Annotated in this window: 23 protein-coding genes; 10 read left to right on the top strand and 13 right to left on the bottom strand. The window is 71.8% G+C overall.

What is annotated here, in order from left to right:
* Positions 1–78 precede the first annotated feature (78 nt).
* From ACIQ9G_RS10955 to ACIQ9G_RS10945, 3 genes are all read right to left on the bottom strand, one after another.
* On the bottom strand, positions 79–423 hold the full coding sequence (locus ACIQ9G_RS10955) for a hypothetical protein (RefSeq protein ID WP_403608188.1): 345 nt from the start codon (positions 421–423) through the stop codon (positions 79–81).
* On the bottom strand, positions 416–1,072 hold the full coding sequence (locus ACIQ9G_RS10950; protein WP_356191917.1) for a helix-turn-helix domain-containing protein: 657 nt from the start codon (positions 1,070–1,072) through the stop codon (positions 416–418). The genes ACIQ9G_RS10955 and ACIQ9G_RS10950 overlap by 8 nt, the downstream gene beginning before the upstream one ends.
* 83 nt (positions 1,073–1,155) lie before the next feature.
* The gene (locus ACIQ9G_RS10945; protein WP_403608187.1) at positions 1,156–2,094 is read right to left on the bottom strand and encodes a diiron oxygenase; all 939 of its coding nucleotides are present in this window, start codon (positions 2,092–2,094) and stop codon (positions 1,156–1,158) included.
* A 125-nt stretch (positions 2,095–2,219) separates the two neighbouring features.
* Here ACIQ9G_RS10945 and ACIQ9G_RS10940 point away from each other — a divergent pair, with 125 nt between their 5' ends.
* Positions 2,220–3,332: a ferritin-like domain-containing protein gene (locus tag ACIQ9G_RS10940; protein ID WP_403608186.1), complete on the top strand. Its 1,113-nt coding sequence runs from the start codon at positions 2,220–2,222 to the stop codon at positions 3,330–3,332.
* 142 nt (positions 3,333–3,474) lie between these two features.
* On the opposite strand, the gene ACIQ9G_RS10935 is transcribed toward ACIQ9G_RS10940, so the two are convergent.
* The 5 genes from ACIQ9G_RS10935 to ACIQ9G_RS10915 all read right to left on the bottom strand — a co-directional run bounded on the left by ACIQ9G_RS10935 (position 3,475) and on the right by ACIQ9G_RS10915 (position 9,480).
* Positions 3,475–4,944 (bottom strand): penicillin-binding transpeptidase domain-containing protein, encoded by a 1,470-nt coding sequence (locus ACIQ9G_RS10935; protein ID WP_403608185.1) that lies wholly within the window; start codon positions 4,942–4,944, stop codon positions 3,475–3,477.
* Positions 4,945–4,963: 19 nt separating this feature from the next.
* Positions 4,964–6,325 carry an FtsW/RodA/SpoVE family cell cycle protein gene (locus ACIQ9G_RS10930; protein ID WP_403608184.1) on the bottom strand — a complete coding sequence of 454 codons (1,362 nt, stop codon included), beginning with the start codon at positions 6,323–6,325 and terminating at the stop codon, positions 4,964–4,966.
* A 215-nt stretch (positions 6,326–6,540) separates the two neighbouring features.
* On the bottom strand, positions 6,541–7,950 hold the full coding sequence (locus ACIQ9G_RS10925) for an ATP-binding protein (RefSeq protein WP_403608183.1): 1,410 nt from the start codon (positions 7,948–7,950) through the stop codon (positions 6,541–6,543).
* Entirely contained in the window at positions 7,947–8,747 is an 801-nt protein-coding gene (locus ACIQ9G_RS10920) for a hypothetical protein (protein ID WP_403608182.1), read from the bottom strand. Before ACIQ9G_RS10920 ends, ACIQ9G_RS10925 begins: the two co-directional genes overlap by 4 nt.
* A gap of 226 nt (positions 8,748–8,973) precedes the next feature.
* On the bottom strand, positions 8,974–9,480 hold the full coding sequence (locus ACIQ9G_RS10915; protein ID WP_403608181.1) for a dual specificity protein phosphatase family protein: 507 nt from the start codon (positions 9,478–9,480) through the stop codon (positions 8,974–8,976).
* Positions 9,481–9,578: 98 nt separating this feature from the next.
* Here ACIQ9G_RS10915 and ACIQ9G_RS10910 point away from each other — a divergent pair, with 98 nt between their 5' ends.
* Positions 9,579–10,382 (top strand): nuclease-related domain-containing protein, encoded by an 804-nt coding sequence (locus ACIQ9G_RS10910; RefSeq protein ID WP_403608180.1) that lies wholly within the window; start codon positions 9,579–9,581, stop codon positions 10,380–10,382.
* Positions 10,383–10,478: 96 nt separating this feature from the next.
* On the opposite strand, the gene ligD is transcribed toward ACIQ9G_RS10910, so the two are convergent.
* Positions 10,479–11,360 (bottom strand): non-homologous end-joining DNA ligase, encoded by an 882-nt coding sequence (ligD, locus tag ACIQ9G_RS10905; protein ID WP_403608179.1) that lies wholly within the window; start codon positions 11,358–11,360, stop codon positions 10,479–10,481.
* Positions 11,361–11,433: 73 nt separating this feature from the next.
* Here ligD and ACIQ9G_RS10900 point away from each other — a divergent pair, with 73 nt between their 5' ends.
* Positions 11,434–12,498 (top strand): Ku protein, encoded by a 1,065-nt coding sequence (locus tag ACIQ9G_RS10900; protein ID WP_403608178.1) that lies wholly within the window; start codon positions 11,434–11,436, stop codon positions 12,496–12,498.
* A 59-nt stretch (positions 12,499–12,557) separates the two neighbouring features.
* On the opposite strand, the gene ACIQ9G_RS10895 is transcribed toward ACIQ9G_RS10900, so the two are convergent.
* Positions 12,558–14,315 carry a beta-ketoacyl-[acyl-carrier-protein] synthase family protein gene (locus ACIQ9G_RS10895; RefSeq protein ID WP_403608177.1) on the bottom strand — a complete coding sequence of 586 codons (1,758 nt, stop codon included), beginning with the start codon at positions 14,313–14,315 and terminating at the stop codon, positions 12,558–12,560.
* Positions 14,316–14,632: 317 nt separating this feature from the next.
* Here ACIQ9G_RS10895 and ACIQ9G_RS10890 point away from each other — a divergent pair, with 317 nt between their 5' ends.
* The 7 genes from ACIQ9G_RS10890 to ACIQ9G_RS10860 all read left to right on the top strand — a co-directional run bounded on the left by ACIQ9G_RS10890 (position 14,633) and on the right by ACIQ9G_RS10860 (position 19,662).
* Positions 14,633–15,364, top strand: a complete 732-nt coding sequence (locus ACIQ9G_RS10890) for a hypothetical protein (RefSeq protein WP_403608176.1) — start codon at positions 14,633–14,635, stop codon at positions 15,362–15,364.
* Positions 15,365–15,929: 565 nt separating this feature from the next.
* Positions 15,930–16,583 (top strand): class I SAM-dependent methyltransferase, encoded by a 654-nt coding sequence (locus ACIQ9G_RS10885; RefSeq protein WP_403608799.1) that lies wholly within the window; start codon positions 15,930–15,932, stop codon positions 16,581–16,583.
* Between the two features lie 47 nt (positions 16,584–16,630).
* Positions 16,631–16,825, top strand: coding sequence for a hypothetical protein (locus ACIQ9G_RS10880; protein ID WP_403608175.1), 195 nt, complete (start codon positions 16,631–16,633; stop codon positions 16,823–16,825).
* A gap of 330 nt (positions 16,826–17,155) precedes the next feature.
* A complete protein-coding gene (locus ACIQ9G_RS10875) occupies positions 17,156–17,437 on the top strand; it encodes a hypothetical protein (RefSeq protein WP_403608174.1) in 282 nt (93 codons plus the stop codon).
* A gap of 129 nt (positions 17,438–17,566) precedes the next feature.
* A complete protein-coding gene (locus ACIQ9G_RS10870) occupies positions 17,567–18,184 on the top strand; it encodes an ester cyclase (RefSeq protein WP_403608173.1) in 618 nt (205 codons plus the stop codon).
* Positions 18,185–18,382: 198 nt separating this feature from the next.
* Positions 18,383–19,060 (top strand): DUF429 domain-containing protein, encoded by a 678-nt coding sequence (locus ACIQ9G_RS10865; RefSeq protein WP_403608172.1) that lies wholly within the window; start codon positions 18,383–18,385, stop codon positions 19,058–19,060.
* A gap of 152 nt (positions 19,061–19,212) precedes the next feature.
* Positions 19,213–19,662 carry a hypothetical protein gene (locus ACIQ9G_RS10860; protein ID WP_403608171.1) on the top strand — a complete coding sequence of 150 codons (450 nt, stop codon included), beginning with the start codon at positions 19,213–19,215 and terminating at the stop codon, positions 19,660–19,662.
* 90 nt (positions 19,663–19,752) lie between these two features.
* Here the strand turns inward: ACIQ9G_RS10860 and ACIQ9G_RS10855 are convergent, their stop codons facing one another.
* The 3 genes from ACIQ9G_RS10855 to ACIQ9G_RS10845 all read right to left on the bottom strand — a co-directional run bounded on the left by ACIQ9G_RS10855 (position 19,753) and on the right by ACIQ9G_RS10845 (position 21,099).
* The gene (locus ACIQ9G_RS10855; protein WP_403608170.1) at positions 19,753–20,166 is read right to left on the bottom strand and encodes a PIN domain-containing protein; all 414 of its coding nucleotides are present in this window, start codon (positions 20,164–20,166) and stop codon (positions 19,753–19,755) included.
* The gene (locus ACIQ9G_RS10850) at positions 20,163–20,426 is read right to left on the bottom strand and encodes a CopG family transcriptional regulator (protein ID WP_403608169.1); all 264 of its coding nucleotides are present in this window, start codon (positions 20,424–20,426) and stop codon (positions 20,163–20,165) included. The genes ACIQ9G_RS10855 and ACIQ9G_RS10850 overlap by 4 nt, the downstream gene beginning before the upstream one ends.
* 247 nt (positions 20,427–20,673) lie before the next feature.
* On the bottom strand, positions 20,674–21,099 hold the full coding sequence (locus ACIQ9G_RS10845) for a YrdB family protein (RefSeq protein ID WP_403608168.1): 426 nt from the start codon (positions 21,097–21,099) through the stop codon (positions 20,674–20,676).
* Positions 21,100–21,500 lie beyond the last annotated feature (401 nt).

Here is a 21,500-nt window from a genome sequence, read left to right as displayed (position 1 = left end):
GGCCTTCCGCTCCGCACCGTGAGCATGCGACGGATGAGATGAATTTAGGTCAGATGTACGCGAAACGGCGCAACACGGTCACTCCTGGGTGTCACCCGGGCCGCGGCCGACGGTGGTGTCCGGTTGGCTGCCCCCCGACGGCCGCGGCTTCGACCACGGCCACCGCGGGCGCCCGCCCCGGCCGCCCTCCGGGTCGAACAGGTACTTCCAGCCCTGGGTGATCCCCAGCCGTCTGCTGTGACCGCGGGGCACCCGGCGGTAGACGAGCACGGTGGGCGGCCCGCCCGCGGCGTCCGGGACCGGGATGCGGTACGTCTTGGGCGGGTGGCCGGTGGGCCCGAGCAGCACGGGCAGCACCCGGCCGTCCATGGGCCCGCCCTCGAAGGGCGTGTCCTGACTCTTCACGGCACCAGTGTCAGCCATCCGCCGACGCCAGGGCGGCCACCAGCGCCGCGGTCTGGGCGTCCCGGGCCGCGGTCACGGTCATCACGGCCACGAACTGCTCCACCAGCCAGTCCCGCAGCTCGCCGACGGGCGGCTGCTTCCCCTCGTCCAGCCAGATCAGCGAGGCGGCCTCCACGGCCGTGATCCACATCCGCACGGTCATCCGAAGCCGCGGGCCCGGCGCGGTGACGCCGAGGTGCCGGAAGATGTGCTCGGCCGCGGCCCGCCGCACGCCGTCCACGATCGCGGTCGTCCGGGACGTCTCCACCACGCTGCCGCCCTGCAGCAGCGCGCTGAAACCGGCGTCGTGCTCGTCGACGAAGGTCAGGTAGCGGTCCAGGGCGCGGGCCAGACGGGGCATGAGCGGGCCCTCGCGGGGCTCGTCGAAACAGTGCTGGAGCTCCTCCGCCGCGGAGCGCAGCGCGGCCTCGTACAGCTGCTGCTTGCCACCGGGGAAGTACCGGTACACCAGCGGGCGCGAGACCCCGGCCGCCTCCGCCACGTCGTCCAGCGACACGTCCTCGGGCACCCGGTGCGCGAACAGGGACAGCGCGGCGTCGAGGAGCTGGGCCCGGCGTTCCTCGACGCTGAGTCTGCGGTAGGCGGGGGTGGGGGCCTGCGGGGTCATGAACCGCAGCGTAATCGCTGATCCCGCACCCCGTACGGCACGCACGCCCCCGGTGGCCGGCGCCGGGGGCGTGGGGCGGCGCTTCAGGCCAGCAGCCCGGACGACTTCCACAGCCGCCGCCCGACCCCGCGCAGCACGCCGATGTCGTCCAGGAAGTCCGTGAGCCGCTTGGACCCGGTCTGCATCACCTCGCGGCGGTGGCCGCTCGCCTTGACCTGCGCCATCGCCTCCCGCTTGTCCAGGCCCACGTTCGTGTAGACCTCGGGGTTGACGAAGGCGACCGAGAAGACGCGGGCGAACTCGCCGGAGGTGACCCGGGTGAACTCCTGGGACCACTTCGGCGCCGTCACCATCTGGCGCCGCAGCTCCTCACGGGCGTACCGCACATGGCGGGCCTCCTCCACGACGTGGATCCGCGTGACGCCCCGGATCAGCGGCTGCACCCGCTCGTCCGGGAAGGTCAGCCGCTGCATCCAGTCCAGGACCTCCTCGCCGAGCAGCGTGGCCGTGAAGGACCCGGGGGTCGTGGAGATCGTCTTGAACAGGCGCCCCAGGTTCTGGTGCGCCCGGCTCACCGGGTACCAGGGCGTCCCGCCGCGCGTGATCACCCGGGCGAACATCTTGGAGTGCCGGCACTCGTCCTCGATCTCCGTCAGGGCGTACCGCACGTGCGCGCTCGTGGCCGCCTTGTCGTAGATGTGCCGGACCAGGAGCTGCATGAGGATCAGCTCGAACCAGATGCCGAGCGAGGCCAGCGCGGCCGCCTCGTGCTGGGAGAGCAGGATCCGCTGCTCCTCGCCCATCCGCTTCCACAGCGGTGTGCCGTACAGGGACACCAGCTCCGGCGGCCAGAACCACTTGCCCTCCTCGAAGGGCGCGTCCCAGTCCAGCTCCTCGTCCGGGTCGAAGGAGTGCTTGGCGGAAGAGTCGAGCAGCCGCTCGGCCACCTGCTCCCGGTCCTTGAGCAGGCCGAGCGCGTCGCGCAGACCTGCGAGCGCGTCGGCTTCCGTCACGGTCGTCATGGCTGTCCCACCTCGTTACCCGGGGTCACATGTTTTCCGGCTCTTATGAGACTGCTTGTCAGCAAGGTCGTCAATCCCTTGCACATGACTTGTTGACTCGGCGTCTACGTGTGAGCCTGCGAGGTATGCCGACCTACGACCTGTACGCGAAGGACCCGGGCGACCCCCACTGGCAGGTGCCGGCGACCGGCGCGGCCCGCTTCAGCTGGGAGTACGACGACGGCCGCGACCGGCTGCTCGCCCTGTACCAGAAGGGCAAGGACAAGCAGTGGGACGGGCAGAGGCGGATCGACTGGGACCTGGAGGTCGATCCCTACGACGCCCTCGGCACCCCCGAGGAGTCGATGACCCTCTACGGCACGCCGTACTGGGACAAGATGACCGAACGGGAGAAGGGGGAACTGCGGCGGCACTACGCCTCCTGGCAGTTCAGCCAGTTCCTGCACGGCGAGCAGGGCGCGATGATCTGCGCCGCCCGCATCGTGGAGTCCGTCCCCGACCTGGACGCGAAGTTCTACTCGGCGACCCAGACGATGGACGAGGCCCGGCACGCCGAGATCTACGGCCGCTTCCTGCACGAGAAGGTCGGGATGCTCTACCCGATCAACGACGACCTCCAGTCCCTGCTCGGCGACACCCTGCGCGACAGCCGCTGGGACATGCCGTACCTGGGGATGCAGGTCCTCATCGAGGGCCTGGCCCTGGCCGCCTTCGGCATGATCCGGGACACCACCACCAAGCCCCTGCCCAAGCAGATCCTGGCCTACGTCATGCAGGACGAGGCCCGGCACGTGGCCTTCGGCCGCATGGCGCTGCGCGACTACTACAAGCAGCTCACCGACGCCGAACTCCGCGAGCGCGAGGAGTTCGTCATCGAGGGCTGCTACCTGATGCGCGACCGGCTGCGCGGCGTCGAGGTGCTGGAGAACTTCGGCATCCCGAAGGCGGAGGCGGAGGAGCTGAGCGAGCGCTCCGAGTTCCTCCAGCTCTTCCGCCGGCTGCTGTTCAGCCGCATCGTCCCCTGCGTCAAGGACATCGGCCTGTGGGGCAAGCGCCTCCAGCAGGCCTACGTCGACATGGGCGTCTTCGAGATGGGCGACTCCAACCTCGACCTGCTCATGGCCCAGGACGAGGAGATCGCGGAGCAGCTCGACGCGGAACGCTTCGCGGCGGAGGAGCGGGAACGGGTCGCGGAGGTGACGGACGCCATCGAGCAGGGCCAACGCCTCGGCGGCTGAGTCCCCGGCCGATACACGCCCGACATGCACGCCCGGCCGACGCACACCCGATCGGCGCACACCCGCCGGGAGCCGCTGCCGGCGGGCGCTCGCGCCGCGGTGGGCGCAAGTGCCGTGGCGGGCGTACGTGGCACGGCGGGTGTCAGCGCTCCGGCCGGCTGTGCAGCACCGCCTGCATCACCCGCTTCGCGATCGGCGCCGCCGTCCCGCCCCCGCTGATGTCCCCGCGCCGCGCCGACGCGTCCTCCACCACCACGGCGACCGCGACCCGCGCGTCCACGTCCTCGTCGCCCCGCGCCCAGGCCACGAACCAGGCGTACGGCGTACCGGAGTTGCCGAGGCCGTGCTGGGCGGTGCCGGTCTTGCCGCCCACCGTGGCACCCGGGATCGCCGCGTTGGTGCCGGTACCCTCGGCGACCACGTCGGTCATCAGCTCCTGCAGCCGCACGGCCGTCATCGGCAGCATCACCTGCCGCGCCGGCCGCGACCCGGCCGCGGACACGGTGCCCCCGCCGCTGCGCGTCGTCCGCTGCACCAGATACGGCGTCCGCAGCTGCCCGCCGTTCGCGACCGCCGCCGCCACCATCGCCATCTGCAGCGGCGTGGCCCGCGTGTTGTACTGCCCGATCGACGACAGCGCCAGCTGCGCCCGGTCCACCTGGGAGTCGAAGCTGCTCGGCGCGACCGAGAACGGGATCCTGATCCCCTTGTCGTTGAAGCCGAAGGCCCGCGCCGTCCTCCGCATGTCGTGGACGCCCACCTCCACCCCCAGCTTCGCGAACACCGTGTTGCACGACCACTCGAAGGCATGGCGCAGCGAGGCGTCACGGCAGTCGTCCGCCTCGTTCGCCAGCCGGGTCCTGGTGCCGGGCAGGGTGTACGGGTCGGGTGAACGGGTCCGCGCGTCGAGGTCGGTCACCACCCCCGCGTCCAGCGCCGCCGCGGCGGTGACCACCTTGAACGTCGAACCCGGCGGATACGTCTGCCGGACCGCCCGGTTGAGCATCGGCTTCTCCGGGTCGGCGTTCAACCGCGCCCACGCCCGCGTCACCGTCGGCCCGTTGCCGGACAGCTCCGCCGGGTCGTACGACGGGGCGGAGGCCAGCGCCAGGATCCGGCCGGTGGCCGGCTCGATCGCCGCGACCGCGCCCGGGTGCGTCCCCAGCCCCTCGAACGCGGCCCGCTGGGCGGCCGGGTTCAGCGTCGTGACCACGTTGCCGCCCGGGGGCAGGGACCGCGTGAAGTCGTTCCACAGCGGGAACGCCGAGAGCATCGGATCGGTGCCGGCGAGCACCTCGTCCTCGGCGTGCTCCAGAAAGGTCGTCCCGTACCGCTGCGAGGCGAACCCGGTGACCGGTGCGTACAACGGCCCTGCCACGTACGTCCGTTCGTAGCGGAGCTGCTCGCCGGTGTCCCGGGAGCCGGTGACCGGGCGGCCGCCGACCAGGATCTGCCCGCGGGGCTGCCCGTAACGGGCGATCGAGGAACGGCGGTTGAACGGGTTGTCGTCGTACGACGGCGCCTGGAACAGTTGCAGCCGGGCCGTGTTCACCAGCAGTGCCACGAGCAGCAGGACGCAGAAGGCGGCGGCATGGCGGATGTACCGGCTCACGGCGCGCCCTCCTCGCGGTTCACGGGGCGACCCGACCGTCGTACTGGCGGCGCGCCACATGGCTCACCCGGATCAGCAGCGCCACGATCGCCCAGTTGGTGACGACCGACGAGCCGCCCTGCGCCAGGAACGGCATCGCCATGCCGGTCAGCGGGATCAGCCCCGTCACCCCGCCGGCGATCACGAACACCTGCAGCGCCACGATCGAGGCGAGCCCGACCGCGAGCAGCCGGCCGAAGGGATCGCGCAGGGCGAGGCCCGCCCGGAAGCCGCGCTCCACGAGCAGCCCGTACAGCAGGAAGAGCCCGGACAGCCCCGCCAGGCCCAGCTCCTCGCCCGCGGTGGCCAGGATGAAGTCCGACTTGGTCGCGAAGCCGATGAGGACCGAGTGGCCGAGGCCGAGCCCGGTGCCGAGCAGCCCGCCCGCCGCGAAGGAGAACAGCGACTGGGTCACCTGGTTGGGGCCCACGCCCGCCTCGATGGAGGCGAAGGGGTGCAGCCAGTCCTGGACACGGCTGTGCACATGCGGCTCCAGCCGGCCGACGGCGACCGCCCCCGCCACGGCCAGCAGCAGCCCCAGCGCGATCCAGCCGGTGCGGCCGGTGGCGACGTAGAGCAGGACGACGAACAGGCCGAAGAACAGCAGCGAGGTGCCGAGGTCCCGCTCCAGGACCAGGACGACGACGCTCAGCAGCCAGATCGCCAGGACCGGGCCGAGCACGCGCCCGGTGGGCAGTTGCAGCGGCCCCACGCGGCGGCCCGCGAAGGCCAGCGCGCTGCGGTTGGCGGCCAGGTACGCGGCGAAGAACACCGCCAGCAGCACCTTCGCGAACTCGCCCGGCTGGATCGAGAAGCCGCCGACCCGGATCCAGATGCGGGCGCCGTTCACCGCCGGGAAGAGGATCGGCAGGGTGAGCAGCGCGAGCGCGGCGACCACGCAGACGTACGCGTAGCGCTGGAGCCACCGGTGGTCGCGCAGCATCAGCACCACGAGGATGAACAGCGCCACGCCCAGCGTGGACCACACCAGCTGGACGGGAGCGGCCTCGTCGCCCGGTGTCTCCAGGTCGAGCCGGTAGATGAGCACCAGGCCCAGACCGTTCAGCAGCACGCCGATGGGCAGCAGGAGCGGGTCGGCGTACGGGGCCCGCAGGCGGACCGCGCCGTGCGCGAGCAGCGCCAGCACGCCGAGCCCGGCGCCGTAGCCGGCGGCACCGGGCGGGACCGTGCCGAACCGGGCGAGGCCGACCGCGCAGTAGCCGTACACGGACAGCAGGACGGCCAGGACGATGAGGGAGAGTTCGACGCCGCGGCGCCGGGGGAGGCGGACGGTGGGCGCGGGCGGGTCCGCCGTGGCCACGGTGGTTCCGGCCTTGGTCATGTCCGGAACCTACCCAAAAGTCGCTTCCGGCCGGCTACCGCGGTGGGCGCCAGCGTGGCGCGCCCCCGGGGGTGGGGCTCGGGCGCGCCGGCCCCCGTGCCCGGGTGCGGTCCGCGCAGGGGCATGGGGTACCTCCGCCCGAGGTGGCGAGGCCCGCACGGGACGGGCGAGTCCGGCTCACCGCCACCTTAGGAGCGCCGGGGTCCGGCCGCCCGTCACACTGCGCCATCGGGGACGGCGCCCCCGGTCTCCGAGTCCCCGGTCCCCGAGGTCCCGGTCCCCGGCGGCCGGTGAGGCAGCGTCAGGGTCGCCACCGCCCCGCCGTCCGGGGCGTCGGCGAACTCCAGGCGGGCGCCCAGCACCTCCGCCTGGCCCAGCGCGATCGTCAGCCCGAGGCCGTGCCCCGTCGCGCCGCCCTCGGTACGGAAGCGCTGCGGGCCGTGCTCCACGAGGTACGCCGGATAGCCGTCCCCGTGGTCCCGCACGGTCACGACCGGCCCGTCCACGGTCAGCACCACCGGCGGCCGTCCGTGCCGGTGCGCGTTGGCCACCAGATTGCCGAGCACCCGCTCCAGCCGCCGCCGATCGGTCTCCACGCACACGTCCCGCAGGACGCGCACGGTGACGCCGGACCCGGTGTCCGCGCCCGCACGGGCCCCGGCGTCGGTGCGCGTCCCGGTCCGGGCCCCGGCCTCAGCGGCTCCCGCCGCTCCTCCCGCTCCCGCCGCGGCCCCCGTGGCACGTACCACCCGCTCCGCCAGCGCGCCCAGCCGCTCGGTGTCCAGGTCCAGCCGCTCCCGTCCGGTGTCCAGGCGCGAGATCTCCAGCAGATCCTCGGTGAGCGTGCGCAGCGCGGCCACCCGGTCGCGCACCAGCTCCGTCGGACGCCCCGGCGGCAGCAGCTCGGCCGCCGCGTGCAGCCCGGTCAGCGGGGTGCGCAGCTCGTGCGCCACGTCAGCGGTGAACCGCTGCTCGGCCAGCAGCTTGCCCTGCAGCGAGGACGCCATCGAGTCCAGCGCGGCGGCGACCGCGGCCACCTCGTCCTGCGGGCGCGTCGGGTCCTTCGTCCGGGGGTCGTGCACCCGCGCGTCCAGGTCGCCCGCGCTGATCCGCCGGGCGACCCGGGCCGTCGCGTGCAGCCGCCGGGTCACCCGGGTCACCGCGAACGCGCCCACCAGCAGCGTCGCCCCGATCGCCAGTCCCGACGACCACAGGATCGCCCGGTCCAGGCCCGCGATGGTGCGCGCGTTCTGCGCGTAGTCGACCTCGACGGCCAGCGCCCGCCCGTGGTCGGCGGGCCCCGCCGCCCACATCGTCGGCCGCCCGTCGTGCCGGTCGACCATCGTGCCGCGTTCACCGCCCGCGGCGAGCCTCCGCAGCGACCCGGGCAGGCCCGCGGGATCGACACCGGCGCCCGGCGGCAGGGTGTCCCCGGCCTCGAAGGCGCTGGTGGCGTCCCGCAGCCGGGACAGCGCCAGCGTCCGCGCCCGGCCGACGGTCTGGTCGGTCACCGAGACGTGCACGAGCACGCCGAGCAGCGCGGCGAGCCCGCAGGACATGACCGTGATGAAGGCCGCGGCCTTCACGGCGAGCGCCCCGGCCCAGCGGGGCAGCACCAGCCTCACCGCAGACTCGCGGAGGGCGTGGCCGACGGACGGGGCGGGGGAGCCGCCGAGCCGGACTCCTCCGGCAGGGACGGCCCGGCGGAGCCCGAGGCCCCCTCGCTGAGCGCGGGCGCGGGCTTGTGCCGGGCGGGCCGGCCGGTGCGCAGGAACTCGTCGCGCGAGAACACCATGGCCCGCTGCTCCGGGTCCCACGACCACGTCGTGCGGTACTCGTACCCCGGGATCCCGGCGGGCGAGCGGATGATCACCGCCCGGCCGGCCAGCTCCACGCCTATCACCGCGTCGTCGTTGGCGAAGACCTGCTTGAGCCTGTGCCCCTCGAAGGTGTAGACGCGCACGGCCGTCTGGTTGGTCGGGTACAGCCGGAAGCCCAGCGTCATGTCCTCGCGCCCGTCGCCGGTCAGGTCGCGGTAGTACGCCCGCAGCACCGGACACCGGGCCCGGTCCCGGCCGCCCGCGCAGTCCGCCAGCCGGGCGGCCGTGTCGCGGTAGGGCGCCTTGCCGCCGCGGTAGTCGCCCGGGTGCGCGGCGACCTCGGCACGTACGACGGCCACCGGGTCGACCTCGCGGATGTCGTCCCCGGGCGCCGTGACGCCCTTCACCGTCTCGATCTGGAGCTCGTCGTACGGCCAGGCGGGGCTCGCGGCCGGGGTCAGCGAGGGCCACAGCCGGGCCGGGCTGACCGCGGTGGGCGTCGGGCCCGCGCCCCGCAGCCCGCCCGCGTCGCCGCAGCCCGCCGCCGTGGCCAGCAGCAGGCCGACGAGGGCGGTGACGAGGGCGGGACGTCTGGAAAACACTGCGCTCCGGTCGGGAAGTTCCTCTGGTTTCACCCGGTGGACGTCGGCGGCCGGCCTCCGGGTGCGTGCTGCGCGCCGGGCACATGCCGGGCGATGCCGGGTCCGCGCCGAGCGGTAGCGGGCACATGCCGAGCGCGAGCCGGTCACGCGCCGGGCGGTCCCGCCCGCGCGGGGGCGCACACCGATCAGGTGCCGGGCACACCTTACGCATCTTCCGACGAAACGATTACTCGGCCAGCTCCTCCAGTAATCGGGCCGTCGGCAGCCCCGCCCGCAGATAGGCGACGAACAGGTCGTTGTGCAGCGCCCAGGGGGAGCGGCGGGCCCGGACCAGCCGGATCGCCTCGTCGGCGGAGCGCCCCCGCCGGATCAGCGCGTGCGCGACGACCAGACCCGAGCGGTTGTACCCGTGGAAGCAGCGGACCAGGACCCGGCGGCCGTCGTCCAGCGCGTCGCAGGCGGCCCGCGCCAGCCGTATGACACCCGCGAGCTGGGTACCGTCCAGCGGTCCGTCCGGGATCGGCCACACATGGTGCTCGACCCCCGGATCCGGTCCGTGTCCCGGCAGCCTGAGCAGGGTCTGCACCAGATCGAACTCGTCCCGCACGACGGCGAACTCCCGTGCCCCGGAGCGCCCCTCGAACTCGTGTCCGCCCATCCACAGGCCGGGCACGATCTCGCTCCACGGACTGCCCGGAGCCGGTACGTCGGGTTGCTTCCCTCGGGTCCGCAACGACGCCTCCCAGATGCCCTCCCAACCGCTCTCAAAGGTAGCCGGGTTCTTGCCCCTGGAGCACCCCGCCTGTTCCCATGGTCGTGGGGTGATGGTGCATGAGTGGACTGCGCGTCATACCGACCTGGCGCCACGGACAGGAACGGCTGTACGTCTGCCGCGCCGACGGCAGCAACGTCGCCTGGTACGACCGTGAGGCCGCCCGGGTCAACCTGCTCGGCGAGAGCCACCGCGACGACGTACTGGAGGCTCTCGGCCCCTTCCTGACCGGCCCGGTCACGGTGGGCCCGCCCCCGGTGCCCAACCCGGCCGAGCTTGCGCGGCTGAGCCTGCATCCCGACGACGACCTCGCGCCCAACCGCCCCGGCGAGGCGCTGCTGATCGCCCTCGACCGGGACCCGGGCCCCGCGCACCGCCTCCGCCCGGACCCGCGCCTCCGGGCGCTCGCCGCCGAGCAGACGGTCGGCGAGGCCCTGGACCGCCTGGACGGCGCCGGCTGGCACACCCTGCACTCGATCCCGCTGCCCGGCGGCGGCCGCATCCACCACCTGGCGATCGGCCCCGGCGGCCTCTTCGCCGTCCACACCCTGAACGCCCGCAAGCAGCGGGTCCAGGTCGCCGACCCCATGGTCACACTGGGCCGCCGCGATCCGGAGCCACTGCTGCGCCGCATCCGCGCCGAGGCCGACCGCGCCTCCTACGCCCTCACCGCCGAGGTCCACGCCCTCCTGGCCCTCACCGGCCCCGCCGACCTGCGCGTCACCGCCCCGCCCCGCGACGTCCGCGTCCTGCGGGACACGGAACTGCCCGGCCTGGCCCGCCTGGGCGGCGTCCTCAAACCGGCGGACGTGGAGGGCCTGCACGCCATGGCCCGCGACCGGCGGACCTGGGGAAAGGTCTGACCGAGCCCCGGGCGGCACCGCCGGCGGCCTTCAGTTGCTGTCAGGAACGACCTTCAGCAGTCTTCTGCCGCCGACAGGAGCGGCCTTCAGCAGCCTTCAGGGCAGCGGACGGGCACGCCCGCCGTCCAGCAGCGGAGCCAGCAGGTCCCCGTGGTCCCCCACCCGGGGCGCGATGTCGTCGGCCCGGAACTCCAGCTCCCGGGGCGCCCGGCACGCCTCGACCTCCTCCCAGGTGACCGGCGCCGAGACCAGCGGCTCGGCCCGCGCCCGCAGGGTGTAGGGGGCCGCCGTCGTCTTCCGCGCGGCGTTCTGGCTCCAGTCGACGAACACCTTGCCGGGCCGCAGACTGCGGGTCATCCGGTGCAGCACCAGCCGCGGCATCGCCTGCTCCGCCTCCACGGCCAGCCCCTTGGCGTACTCCGACGTCCGCTCGCTCGACGCCTCCCGCACCGCGGCCAGCAGATGCAGCCCCTTCGACCCGGACGTCTTGGCGTACGCCTCGATCCCGTCCCCGGCCAGCCGCTCCCGCAGCCACAGCGCCACCCGGCAGCAGTCCATCACGTCCGCCGGCGGCCCGGGGTCGAGATCGAACACCAGCCGGTCGGCCTGCCCGGGCGCCTGGATCACCCACTGCGGCGTGTGGAACTCGGTCACCAGATTGGCCGCCCACATCAGACTGGGCAGGTCCTGCACCAGCACCATCCGGGTCGGGCCCTCCGAGCGGGGCACCTCGGCGGTGGTGACCCACTCGGGCGTACCCGCGGGCACGTTCTTGACGAAGAACACCTCGCCGTCCGGGCCGTCCGGATACCGCAGGAAGGACAGCGGCCGGTCCCGCAGATGGGGGAGCAGGACACCGGCGACCGTCGCGTAGTAGTGCAGCACCTCGCCCTTGGTGGTCCCGGTCGCCGGATACAGCACCTTGTCCAGGTTGCTGAGCGCGAGCCGTCGCCCCTCCACCTCTGTGATCGGCGCCATACGATAAGAAAACCACGAAATCGTGACGAACCGTTTTCAAGCGATGCCCGAAACGATGGGGAAGGTGCTGCACGTGCGATCCATCTGGAACGGCGCCATCTCGTTCGGCCTGGTCAGCATCCCGATCAAACTGGTGAACGCCACCGAGAGCCACACCGTCTCCTTCCGCCAGATCCACACCGAGGACGGCGGCCGCATCCGCTACCGCAAGGTCTGCGAGCTGGAGGACCGCGAGGTCACCCAGGGGGAGATCGGCAAGGGCTACGAGGAGGCGGACGGCACGATCATCCCCATCACCGACGAGGACCTGGCCCATCTGCCGCTCCCGACCGCACGGACGATCGACATCGTGGCCTTCGTCCCGGCCGACCGGATCGACCCGCTCCAGATGGAGAACGCGTACTACCTGGCCGCGAGCGGAGCCCCCGCCGCCAAGCCGTACACCCTGCTGCGCGAGGCCCTCAAGCGCAGCCGGAAGGTCGCCATCGCCAAGTTCGCCCTGCGTGGCCGCGAGCGCCTGGGGATGCTGCGCGTGGTGGACGACGTCATCGCCATGCACGGGCTGCTCTGGCCCGACGAGATCCGCGCCCCCGAGGGAGTGGCCCCGGACACCGACGTCACCGTCCGCGACAAGGAGCTGGACCTGGCGGACGCACTGATGGACACCCTGGGCGAGGTGGACCTGGAGGACCTGCACGACGAGTACCGCGAGGCGCTGGAGGAGGTCATCGCGGCCAAGGTCTCCGGCGAGGCGATCCCCGAGGCCCCCGAACCCGCCCGCGGCGGCAAGGTCCTCGACCTGATGGCCGCCCTGGAGAGCAGCGTCCGCGCCGCCCGGGAGTCCCGTGGGGAGGAGGTGGAGCAGGCCCCGGAGGAGGCGGGTGCGGAGGAGGGGGAGAAGGCCGAGGTCCGGCACCTCCCGCGCCGCAAGACGGCCCGCGCCACCCCCAAGGAACCGGCCGGCCGGAAGTCGGCCTCCACCACGAAGAAGACGGCGGCGAAGAAGTCCGCGTCCGCGAAGAAGACGGCGGCGAAGTCGGCCCGGTCCCAGGAACCGAAGAAGACGTCCGCCTCCGGCAAGACCGCGGCCAAGAAGACGCCGGCCAAGAAGACGGCGGCCCGCAAGCGGACGGCTTGAGCGGGCGGGGGCGCGCCCGGCCGGCCCCCGGCCCCTCCGTCCCGCGCGTGCGGGACGTGCTACCGGACGCGCCGCAGCGCCAGCACCGCGTTGTGCCCGCCGAACCCGAACGAGTTGCTCAGCACGAGATCCCCGTTCCCGGGCAGCTTGCGCGCCGCCCCCGTCACCACGTCTAGCGCGATCTCCTCGTCGACCTCGGCGCACCCCACGGTCGGCGGCACCAGCCCGTGATGCAGGGTGAGCGCCGCCGCGACCGCCTCGACCCCGCCGGCGGCCCCCTGAAGGTGCCCGAGGTGCCCCTTGAGCGCGGTCACCGGCACCCCGCGCCGCCCGAGCACGGCCCGCAGCGCACCGGCCTCGGCCAGATCCCCCTCCACGGTGGCGGTGGCGTGCGCGTTGACGTGCACGACGTCGACGACGTGCCCGCCCGCGTCCCGCAGCGCCCGCCGCAGCGCCAGCGCGACCCCGCTCCCCGACGGGTCGGGCGCGGCCATGTGGTGCGCGTCGGCGGACAGCCCCCACCCGGCGGCCTCGCAGTAGATCCGGGCACCGCGGGCCCGGGCGTGTTCCTCGGCCTCCAGCACGAGCAGCCCGGCCCCTTCCCCGTTGACGAACCCGTCCCGGTCCTTGGCGAAGGGCCGCGACGGCGAGGTGCCGTCCTCGAGACCGTGGTCGGACAGAGCCCGCATCGCGGCGAACGAAGCCATGATCGCCGGCGTGACGACCGCCTCGGCGCCGCCCGCGAGGGCGACGTCGACACGGCCGTACCGTATGCGGTCGATGGCCTGCCCGATCGCCTCGGTCCCGGAGGCGCAGGCGCTGGTCACGGTCCGGGCCTCACCGGTGATGTGCAGGTCGAGCGAGACCTGTGAGGAGGCCTGTGAGGGCACGGTCATGGGTGTGGTGAGCGGGGACACTCCGCGGGGCCCCTTGTCCCGCAGCCGGCGGTCCCCGCCGACCAGCACCGAGGCGTCCCCGAGGATGGCGCCGAGGCTGACCCCGACCCGTTCGGGATCGAGTCCGCTCTCCCGGGTCCCGCCGTCGGCGAACCCGGCGTCGGCCCACGCCTCCCGGGCCGCGAGCACGGCGAACTGGGCGGCCCGGTTCATCCGCCGGGCGGCCGCGCGGGGCAGCAGCCCGGCGGGGTCCACGGGCACGACCCCTGCCACCCGCACCGGCAGCTCCGCGAACTCCTCCCCGGTCAACTCCCTTATCCCGTGCCGTCCGTCGAGCAGCCCCCGCCACAGCTCGCCCACCCCGACACCGAGCGGCGTGAGCGCCCCGAGGCCGGTCACGACCACCCGCCGCGGCCCGGCCCCCGAGGGCTCGCGTGTCGGCCGCGCGTGATGCCGTACGACGTACCCCTCCCGATCGGCGCCGGCGGCCCACCCCCGCACCTCGGCGTCGGAGACGGTCTCACCGCTGCCGGAGTCGAGATCCCGGTGCCATACGCCCCACCGGCGTACGTACGTCTCCTCGACGCCCTGCGGATCCACCGCCCGCAGCCGGCTCACCCGGTCCCCGTCCCGGAACACGACCTCGTCGAGGCGCGGCGACGACACGGACGGAACGCCCTCCACGTCCACCCGCCGGGAGGCGACGACCACCTGTTGCCCCCGGTCCAGAACCTCCTCCCGGTCCACGCCCCCGAGCGGCGGCCGCAGGGTCATGCGAATCGTCTCGGGCGTCTCGGGCAGCGTGTGCATCACGACACACCACCGCTGCCGCTCCACGTCCTGCGGCGAGAGGGCGACCAGGTCGCCGGGGACTACCTCGGCGGCGGTAACCGCGTGGGGAGCGAGGGGGACTTCTGGCATCTCGGGCGAATAGGACATATCCGTACAGCTTCCTGTGGCGCGAAGTGGCGTATGGCGGACCATCACGAGTGAAAGGGGCGAAGGCCCGAAAAACCATGGAAATAGATATGGGTCCCAAACAGGACGGGTGTACGAATACCCGCAACGCGCGTGCGCAGCCGCCGACTTGAGCGAGAAGCTCCGGCCCGATGTGCGGCAGCTCACGCCAAGGGCGCGACGAGTGTGAGCCCCGCCACGTCCGCGACGGCGACCAGCGAAAAATGAAGCGAGACGAGACCCCCTGCCGGGCTATGTTGCTGCTGTTCGAAGGGGGAGACGTGGCGAAGCTCAATCAGATCATCGCCGTGGAAAAGGGTGTCAAGAGCAAGTCGCTCCAGGACATCACCGCGGCCCACCACAAGGTGCAGAAGCCCGCGCTGCTGGCCGGCATCTCGCGGACGTACCAGCCCAAGGACGAGGAGGGCGAGCAGCTGCCGCCCGAGTCGACCCGGGTCCAGGTCAAGGCCGAGGAGATCCTGCGGGAGATGTCCGCGTCGCTGACGCGCCTGTTCGACGTGACCGCCACGAAGGACTGGGCGAACTGCGCGGCCCGCGCGGACGTGACCGTCGACGGCAGGACCGTCGTCGCCGAAGTCCCGGTCAGCTACCTGCTGTTCCTGGAGAAGCAGCTCACGGACCTGCACACCTTCGTCAAGAAGCTCCCCGTCCTTGACGCGGCCGAGTCCTGGTCGCTCGACCCGTCGACGGACTGGTGGAAGACGGACCCGGTCCGCACGATCCGCACGAAGAAGGTCCCGCGCAACCACGTGAAGGCCGAGGCGACCGAGAAGCACCCGGCGCAGGTCGAGGTGTACTACGAGGACGTGGCCATCGGTTACTGGACCACGGTGAAGTTCTCCGGAGCACTCCCCGCGAGGCGGGTGAACGAACTGCTGGAACGGGTCGAGAAGCTCCAGCAGGCGGTCAAGTTCGCCCGCGAGGAGGCCAATGGCGCCGAGGTCACCGACCAGCGGGTCGGCGACGCGGTGTTCGGCTACCTGTTCGGCTGAGGCCGGAGCAAGGTAGCTTCTGAATCGCCCCCGTGTGCGAGCGCGGGGGTGCGCACCGGGCAGAGGCCGGCCTGAGGACCGGCCCGCGCCCCGAGCGCAAGCTGAAACTGAGGTTCAGCCTGAAGTCAGCGGTGACAGTGGAGGTTCGAATCCTCCCCCCGGCACAGCACACCCACGTACGGGCCGGGGTAGCCCAACCGGTAGAGGCAGCCGCCGTCAGACTCAGACTCTCGCTCCAGCTTCAGCATCCGCCACCGATCGCCGGATCGACCGAGTACGGACGACCGCCGCCGGATGCGAGTTCGACTCTCGCCTGCACCTTTCCACGGTGCGGTAGTTCAAAGGAAGAACACGACGGCCTGACAACTGATCCGCACTCTTAAACGCCATCGGCGTGCGCACGAGGGTGGCATCCCCAGGGACCCGGGAGCTGGATACGACTCCCGGGCCCCGCCACGTCCGGCCCCGGGTTCCGGCGTGCCCGTCCCCGGCACAGCTCCGAAGTCGTCCGAACCGTTCCACCCGGAACCCTGCGGGTGGGTAGCCTGCGGGCGTGGGAATCAGCGTGAGCCGTGAAGGCTGGTTGGCGGACACCCGGACGTCCTACGACACCGTCGCCGAGAGCTACGCGGACCAGACGCGAAACCTCCTGGACAGCACACAGGAGGAACGCGCGGTACTGGCGCTGTTCACCGAGCGGGTGCACGCCGTCGGCGGCGGGCCGGTGGCGGACGTGGGCTGCGGTCCGGGGCGGATCACGGCCCACTTGTCCAAGATGGACGTGGACGCGTTCGGGATCGATCTGTCCCCCGGCATGATCGAGGTGGCTCGGCGAGACCACCCCGGCCTGCGGTTCGAGGTCGGTTCCATGACGGACCTCCACCTGGCCGACGCCTCGCTGGCCGGCCTGGTCGCCTGGTACTCGCTGATCCACGTCCCCGACGACGAGATCGGCCTGGTCCTCACCCACTTCCGGCGAGTGCTGAGGCCCGGCGGCCCACTGCTGCTCGGCTTCCACGTCGGTGATGAATCACGGCTGAAGACAGAGGGCTACGGCGGCCATCCGATGAAGGTCTACGTCCATCGCCGGCAGCACGGCCAAATGACCACCTGGCTCGACGAGGCCGGCTTCACCGTCGAGACCCACAGGACTCTCAGCTCCGCGGAGAGCACGCTCGGGGGAATCCTTCTCGCCCGCCGCCGCCGCGATGCCAACTAGTGTCCCACCAGGGAACATTCGCCCTGCTGAAGACTAATCCTCTTGGCGTGGCCGATGAGAGGAACACCGAGAGCAGCCTGGTCCCGCGCCGGCCGAGGGACCTGGTGGTGACCACCATCGTGTGGGAACTCGCGGGCCTCGCCGCGTGCGGCGCCATCGCCCTGGCGCTCCGGCCGTTCGGATGGCTGCCCGACCCGCCTCTTTCCTCGCCGTCCCCGCCATGTTCGCGGCCGGGCCCGTGAGCGAGCTGTACCGCACAAGACCGCCTCGTCGGCGCGCCGCCGTCGCCGCCCTCCTCGCGACGATGACGGTCACCACGTTTTTCGGCATAGCGGCGGGCGGGATGTCTCCGCTGCTGGCTGACCACGACCTGGGTCTTCTCGCAGCCTCCCTCGTGGGCGCACCCGCCGGCGCGGGGGTGTTCGCCTGGCTCACTAACAGGGGCGAGCGTGGGCCGATGCGACAGTAGAGGGCCTGATCCGGTGCTGAATCGCTGGGGCAGAGCAGAGTGCGGCCGCCACCCGGCGTGCCCTACGTCCGCGGCGGGGCGCGGATGCCGAGGCGCCGGCATCTTGGCCGATCAGTTCGTGCTGCTGGGACTGCAGTCCGGGTCGGTGACGGTGTTGCGCAGCACCACTCTTGGGGTGGACCGCTCTCCAGACGCCGTTCTTCTTGACGAACTGGCGCCCGTCCGAGGGGGACTTGCCGAACACCGGTCGGCCGCCGCGGTGTTCTCGGGCCCGGCCGCCGGCCGCGACGGAGTCGCCGAACGCGCGGGCAGCAGCGGGGGCGCCGGCGTGGAGGTCCTGCCGAGCCGCTGCGCCAAGTCCTTCGGCGGCTCAAGCGGCCCCTAGCCTTGAGTGCCGCTCGAAGTCGAGACGATTTCGGGTCCAACCGTGACGCTTGTGAGGCTCGGCGGGGGCATGCTTGCCGCGTCATCGAATTCGATGTCAGGAATTGACGCGAACTATCAGGAGTGTCCCGTGATCCCAAGGAAGATCCGCAAGGCCGCATCCGCCCCCACCGCCACCTCCGCCCCCAAACAGCGCAGGAAGGTCATCGGCGCCATAACGGGCCTCGCCGTCGCCGCCACGCTGACCGGCATGGCCATCCCGGCGGCGGCACAGAGTCAGGGCTCGCACGGCGCCGCGTCCGCCCACGCGCGCCACCACTCTCTGTCGCCGCGGCAGGTCTCCTCGGCGTTCTACGCCAGCTACAACGGCGACCTGGCCGCCGGCTTCGATCGCTACATCTCGAAGGACCTGGTACTCCACGGGTTCGACGGACCCGCGAAGCGCGAGGACTGGGTCCAGGCCGACCTCGCCATCAAGGCGGGGATCAGCGACTACAAGATGACCGTCCAGGACCAGATCGTGGAAGGCGACAAGGCCGTCACGCGCTGGAGCTTCGGAGGCGTCCACACCGGTACGATCTTCGGCATCCCCGCCTCCGGCCACGAGGTCCACCTCAGCGGCATCTCCATCGACCGCGTGAAACACGGCCAGATCGTCGAGCACTGGTCGGAAGGGAACTTCGACAGGTTCCTGAACGAGCTCCGCGGCGGGACGCCTTCCGCCAACGTCCACCGCAGCACCGAGTAGCGCTGCGCGGCGTCTCTTCCCGGGCCCTGGCGGAAGGCTCTGCCCCACGCGTGGTAGCGGAGGTCTCCGATGGCCTTGCACGCGTGATGTGCTGCGGGGGCGGGCTCGGGACGTGGGAACGGCTGTGAGCGGCGGTTTCTGGGACCGTGGGTGCTGCTACGTTGCGGCTCGGGCCTGCGCGCGAGGGGGTGGGGTGGGATGGACGTTCTTGGGGTCGACGCCTGCGGCAAGCAGGGGTGGGTCGGGATCAGGCTCACGGACGGCGCGTGCGCGGGCAGCCTGGTGGATCTCCGGCTCGAGAAGCTGATCGAGCGTGCCGCCGAGGTGGACGCGGTCGCGGTGGACATGCCGTTGGGCCTGGTCGAGAAGGGCTGGCGTGCCGCCGATCTCGCGGCCAGGGCGCTGCTCGGGGTGCGGCGCAGCAGTGTTTTCCCCGCAGCGCCGAGGGTGGCGTGGGAGGAGCAGCACTACAGGGCGGCCGCCGGCCGATGCCAGGAGCTCACCGGCAATCGGCTGAGCCGGCAGGCGTGGGCGTTGAGACCGAAGCTGCTTGAGGCGCGGGCGTGTTGGCTCGCCGATGAGCGGATCCACGAGGTGCACCCCGAGGTGTCCTTCTACGCTTTGGCCGACGGAGTGCCGCTGCCTTACGCCAAGAAGACCTGGCGCGGCCAGAACCTGCGCCGCTCGCTGCTGGCCGCGGCCGGCCTCGTGCTCCCGGACGAGCTCGGCGAGGCGGACCGCATTGCCGTGGACGACGTACTCGACGCCGCTGCCGCGGCCTGGTCGGCGAACCGGATCGCGCTGGGGACAGCAAATCGGGTCCCTGAGGTGTCCGAGCCGGATGCAGAAGGGCGCCTCGTCGAGATTCGATACTGATCAATCCATCACCTTCGACGACTCGCTTGCTCGCAGCCCGGCCACGAGTACAGCTACTGGCCCCCGGACAAGCACGATGCCCTGCTGGAGCCGGCGTGGGCCGTCACGGTGCACAAGTCGCAGGGCTCGGAATTCGGTACGACCGCAGGTTGATGCGCCTGTCCGCCGACGGCACGCCGATGGCTTCGAAGAACGAGGTCGTCATCGCGGGCCTCCTCGACCGCCCGGCACCGGGACGGTGGCTCTGCGAGGAGCCGCTCACCGGCGCGGACGGGCGTGTCGTCCGTCCTGACTTCACCGTGGCCATGAAGGACAGCCGTACGATCTTCGGGGAGCACGCCGACATGCTCGACCTCCCCGACTGTGCGTGGAAGCGGGAGCGCAAGAAGGAGCGGTCGCGAAGAACGGCATCGGTCCATGGGACGAGGGGCGGCGGTCCGAACGACACCTTGATGTGGACCGACGACCTCGACGGCGCGGACGCCCGAGCTCGGCTCACGTTCGCCTCCCAGGTCTTGGACGCCGCATCGACGGACCCCGGGACCGCAGCTGTACGTGCGCGGAGGGCGAAGAAGACCGCTGCTCGACGAACGAGGTCATGAGCGCGAGTGGGCGATCGGCGACGAATGACCGGGCCCGGCCACCTTCGCTCGACGCGCCCCCATCCGGACTCGGGCGCTCAACGCACGTCGTCAGACCTTGATCACTGTGATACGCCCGCCGCACAGTGCTGCGACGTCCTCAGGATCGGAGGTGAGCACCGTGACGGGGCCGGGCGCGGTGAGGGCGGTGGCGCTGAGCATGGCGTCGACGGCGTTCTTGTGGCCGTGGAGGCCGGCGTCGGCGAGGAGCGCGGCGGCGTGCCGGGCGACCGACTCGGTGACCGGTTCGACGACGAGGCGGGAATGGGTCCACTCCAGCGCCGGGCGGTTGATCCGGGGATGGACTACTTCTACGAGGGTGGCTGCCGAAGTGATCACACGCAGGTCATCGGCGCGAGCCAGGGCGAGCCAGCCGGTCACTGTACGGTCTCGCAGGACAGCCTTGGCCAGCCCTTCGCTGTCAAGGACCAGGGTGCCGCCGGGGACGGCGGGGGTACGAGTCACGCTGCGGTCGCTCCGCCCCGCGTCTGCTGCTCGCGTGCCTGGTGCAGCTGGTCCCGCAGGGACTGGATCTCTTCTTCTGTGATGGGTCCGTGCTCGGCCTCTGCCACCTGGATCAGCTCATTGAGGTTGTCCCGTTCGGTCTGGCGGGCCACGGCCGCGGCCACATAGGCGGACAGCCCGGAGGGTCCGCTGCGGGCCTTGGCAGCCTCGGCGATGTCGCGCGGCATGGTGATGGAGTACTTGCCGGTAGGCTCACTCATGCCACTGATCCTACCTCTCATGCTCCTGCTGCGGGCCTCGTGCGCTCTGCCTCCCGACGTTGCTGCTGCAAGCGATGCGTTGGCCTGGAGGCAGGCCGTGGATGCCATGCGGAGTTCGGCAGGTCAGACACGCGGTGCTCCCAAGAGGAGGCAGGCGTGGGCCGCGGACGATGATCGCAGCGCAGCCCTACCGAGGACGGGCTGCGGAGAACCGCGCTCTGGCGACAGTCCTTGAACCAACTGGTGGTCAGTCGGGGGCACTCGGACGGTGAAGCCCGGCCGGCACCGCGCTGGGCGGGGTGGCACGGAAGATCTCCGCCACCGCCGTGTTGACGGCCGTCACGACAGCGACGACACCCGCCGCGACGGGATGACCCACGCCGTACAGAGCGGCGGCACCACCGCCGAGCACCAGCGCCTTAACCACCAGGACCAGCGGAAGCCGGGGCCGCAGACGAGCCCGGGGCGCGGCGAACAGCGCCCAGACCATGATGGCCAGCAGGGGCGTTCCCACGCCGAGCAGGATCCGGAGAGCACCCTCATGACCCGCACCGAATCCCCACCAGCTCAGAAAGCCCAGCGCTGCGAGCTCGAGCAAGAACGCCAGGACTTCATTGGCGCCATACCAGGGCCGTGCACCCAGCCCGGCCACACCACTGGTGTCCCCCGCCATCCGATCCTCCCCCCGCTCCGGCATGCCAGCATGACACGGCGGCGGTCATGGCGTGGACGGAACGAAACGCTTGGGCGGGATTTACCTGAGGGAACACCCGAAGATCCGGCATGCTCGGACAAGCCGGGTGTCACGGTCGAAGTTGATCGCGGTAATTTTCCCCTGAAACTTACCCAAAGGGTATTGACTCATGGCGTCCGGCGTGGATCGTGGTTAGTAGGCCATAACACCGAAAGAGCTGCAAAGTCGATGAGGACGTCTAGTCGGCGGAGTGACTTGGACAGGATGTGGTTCAGGCCCCCGGCAAGCCGGCGCGATACCGAGGCGACAGTGACGACTGAAGCTTCAGGACACGCGCAGTACTACCGGGGACTGTTTTTTGCCCTCAGAGCCTTCGCACG

Source organism: Streptomyces sp. NPDC096152 (assembly GCF_044763235.1).
Lineage (GTDB): Bacteria > Actinomycetota > Actinomycetes > Streptomycetales > Streptomycetaceae > Streptomyces.
This window is presented reverse-complemented; position numbering and strand designations above follow the sequence as displayed.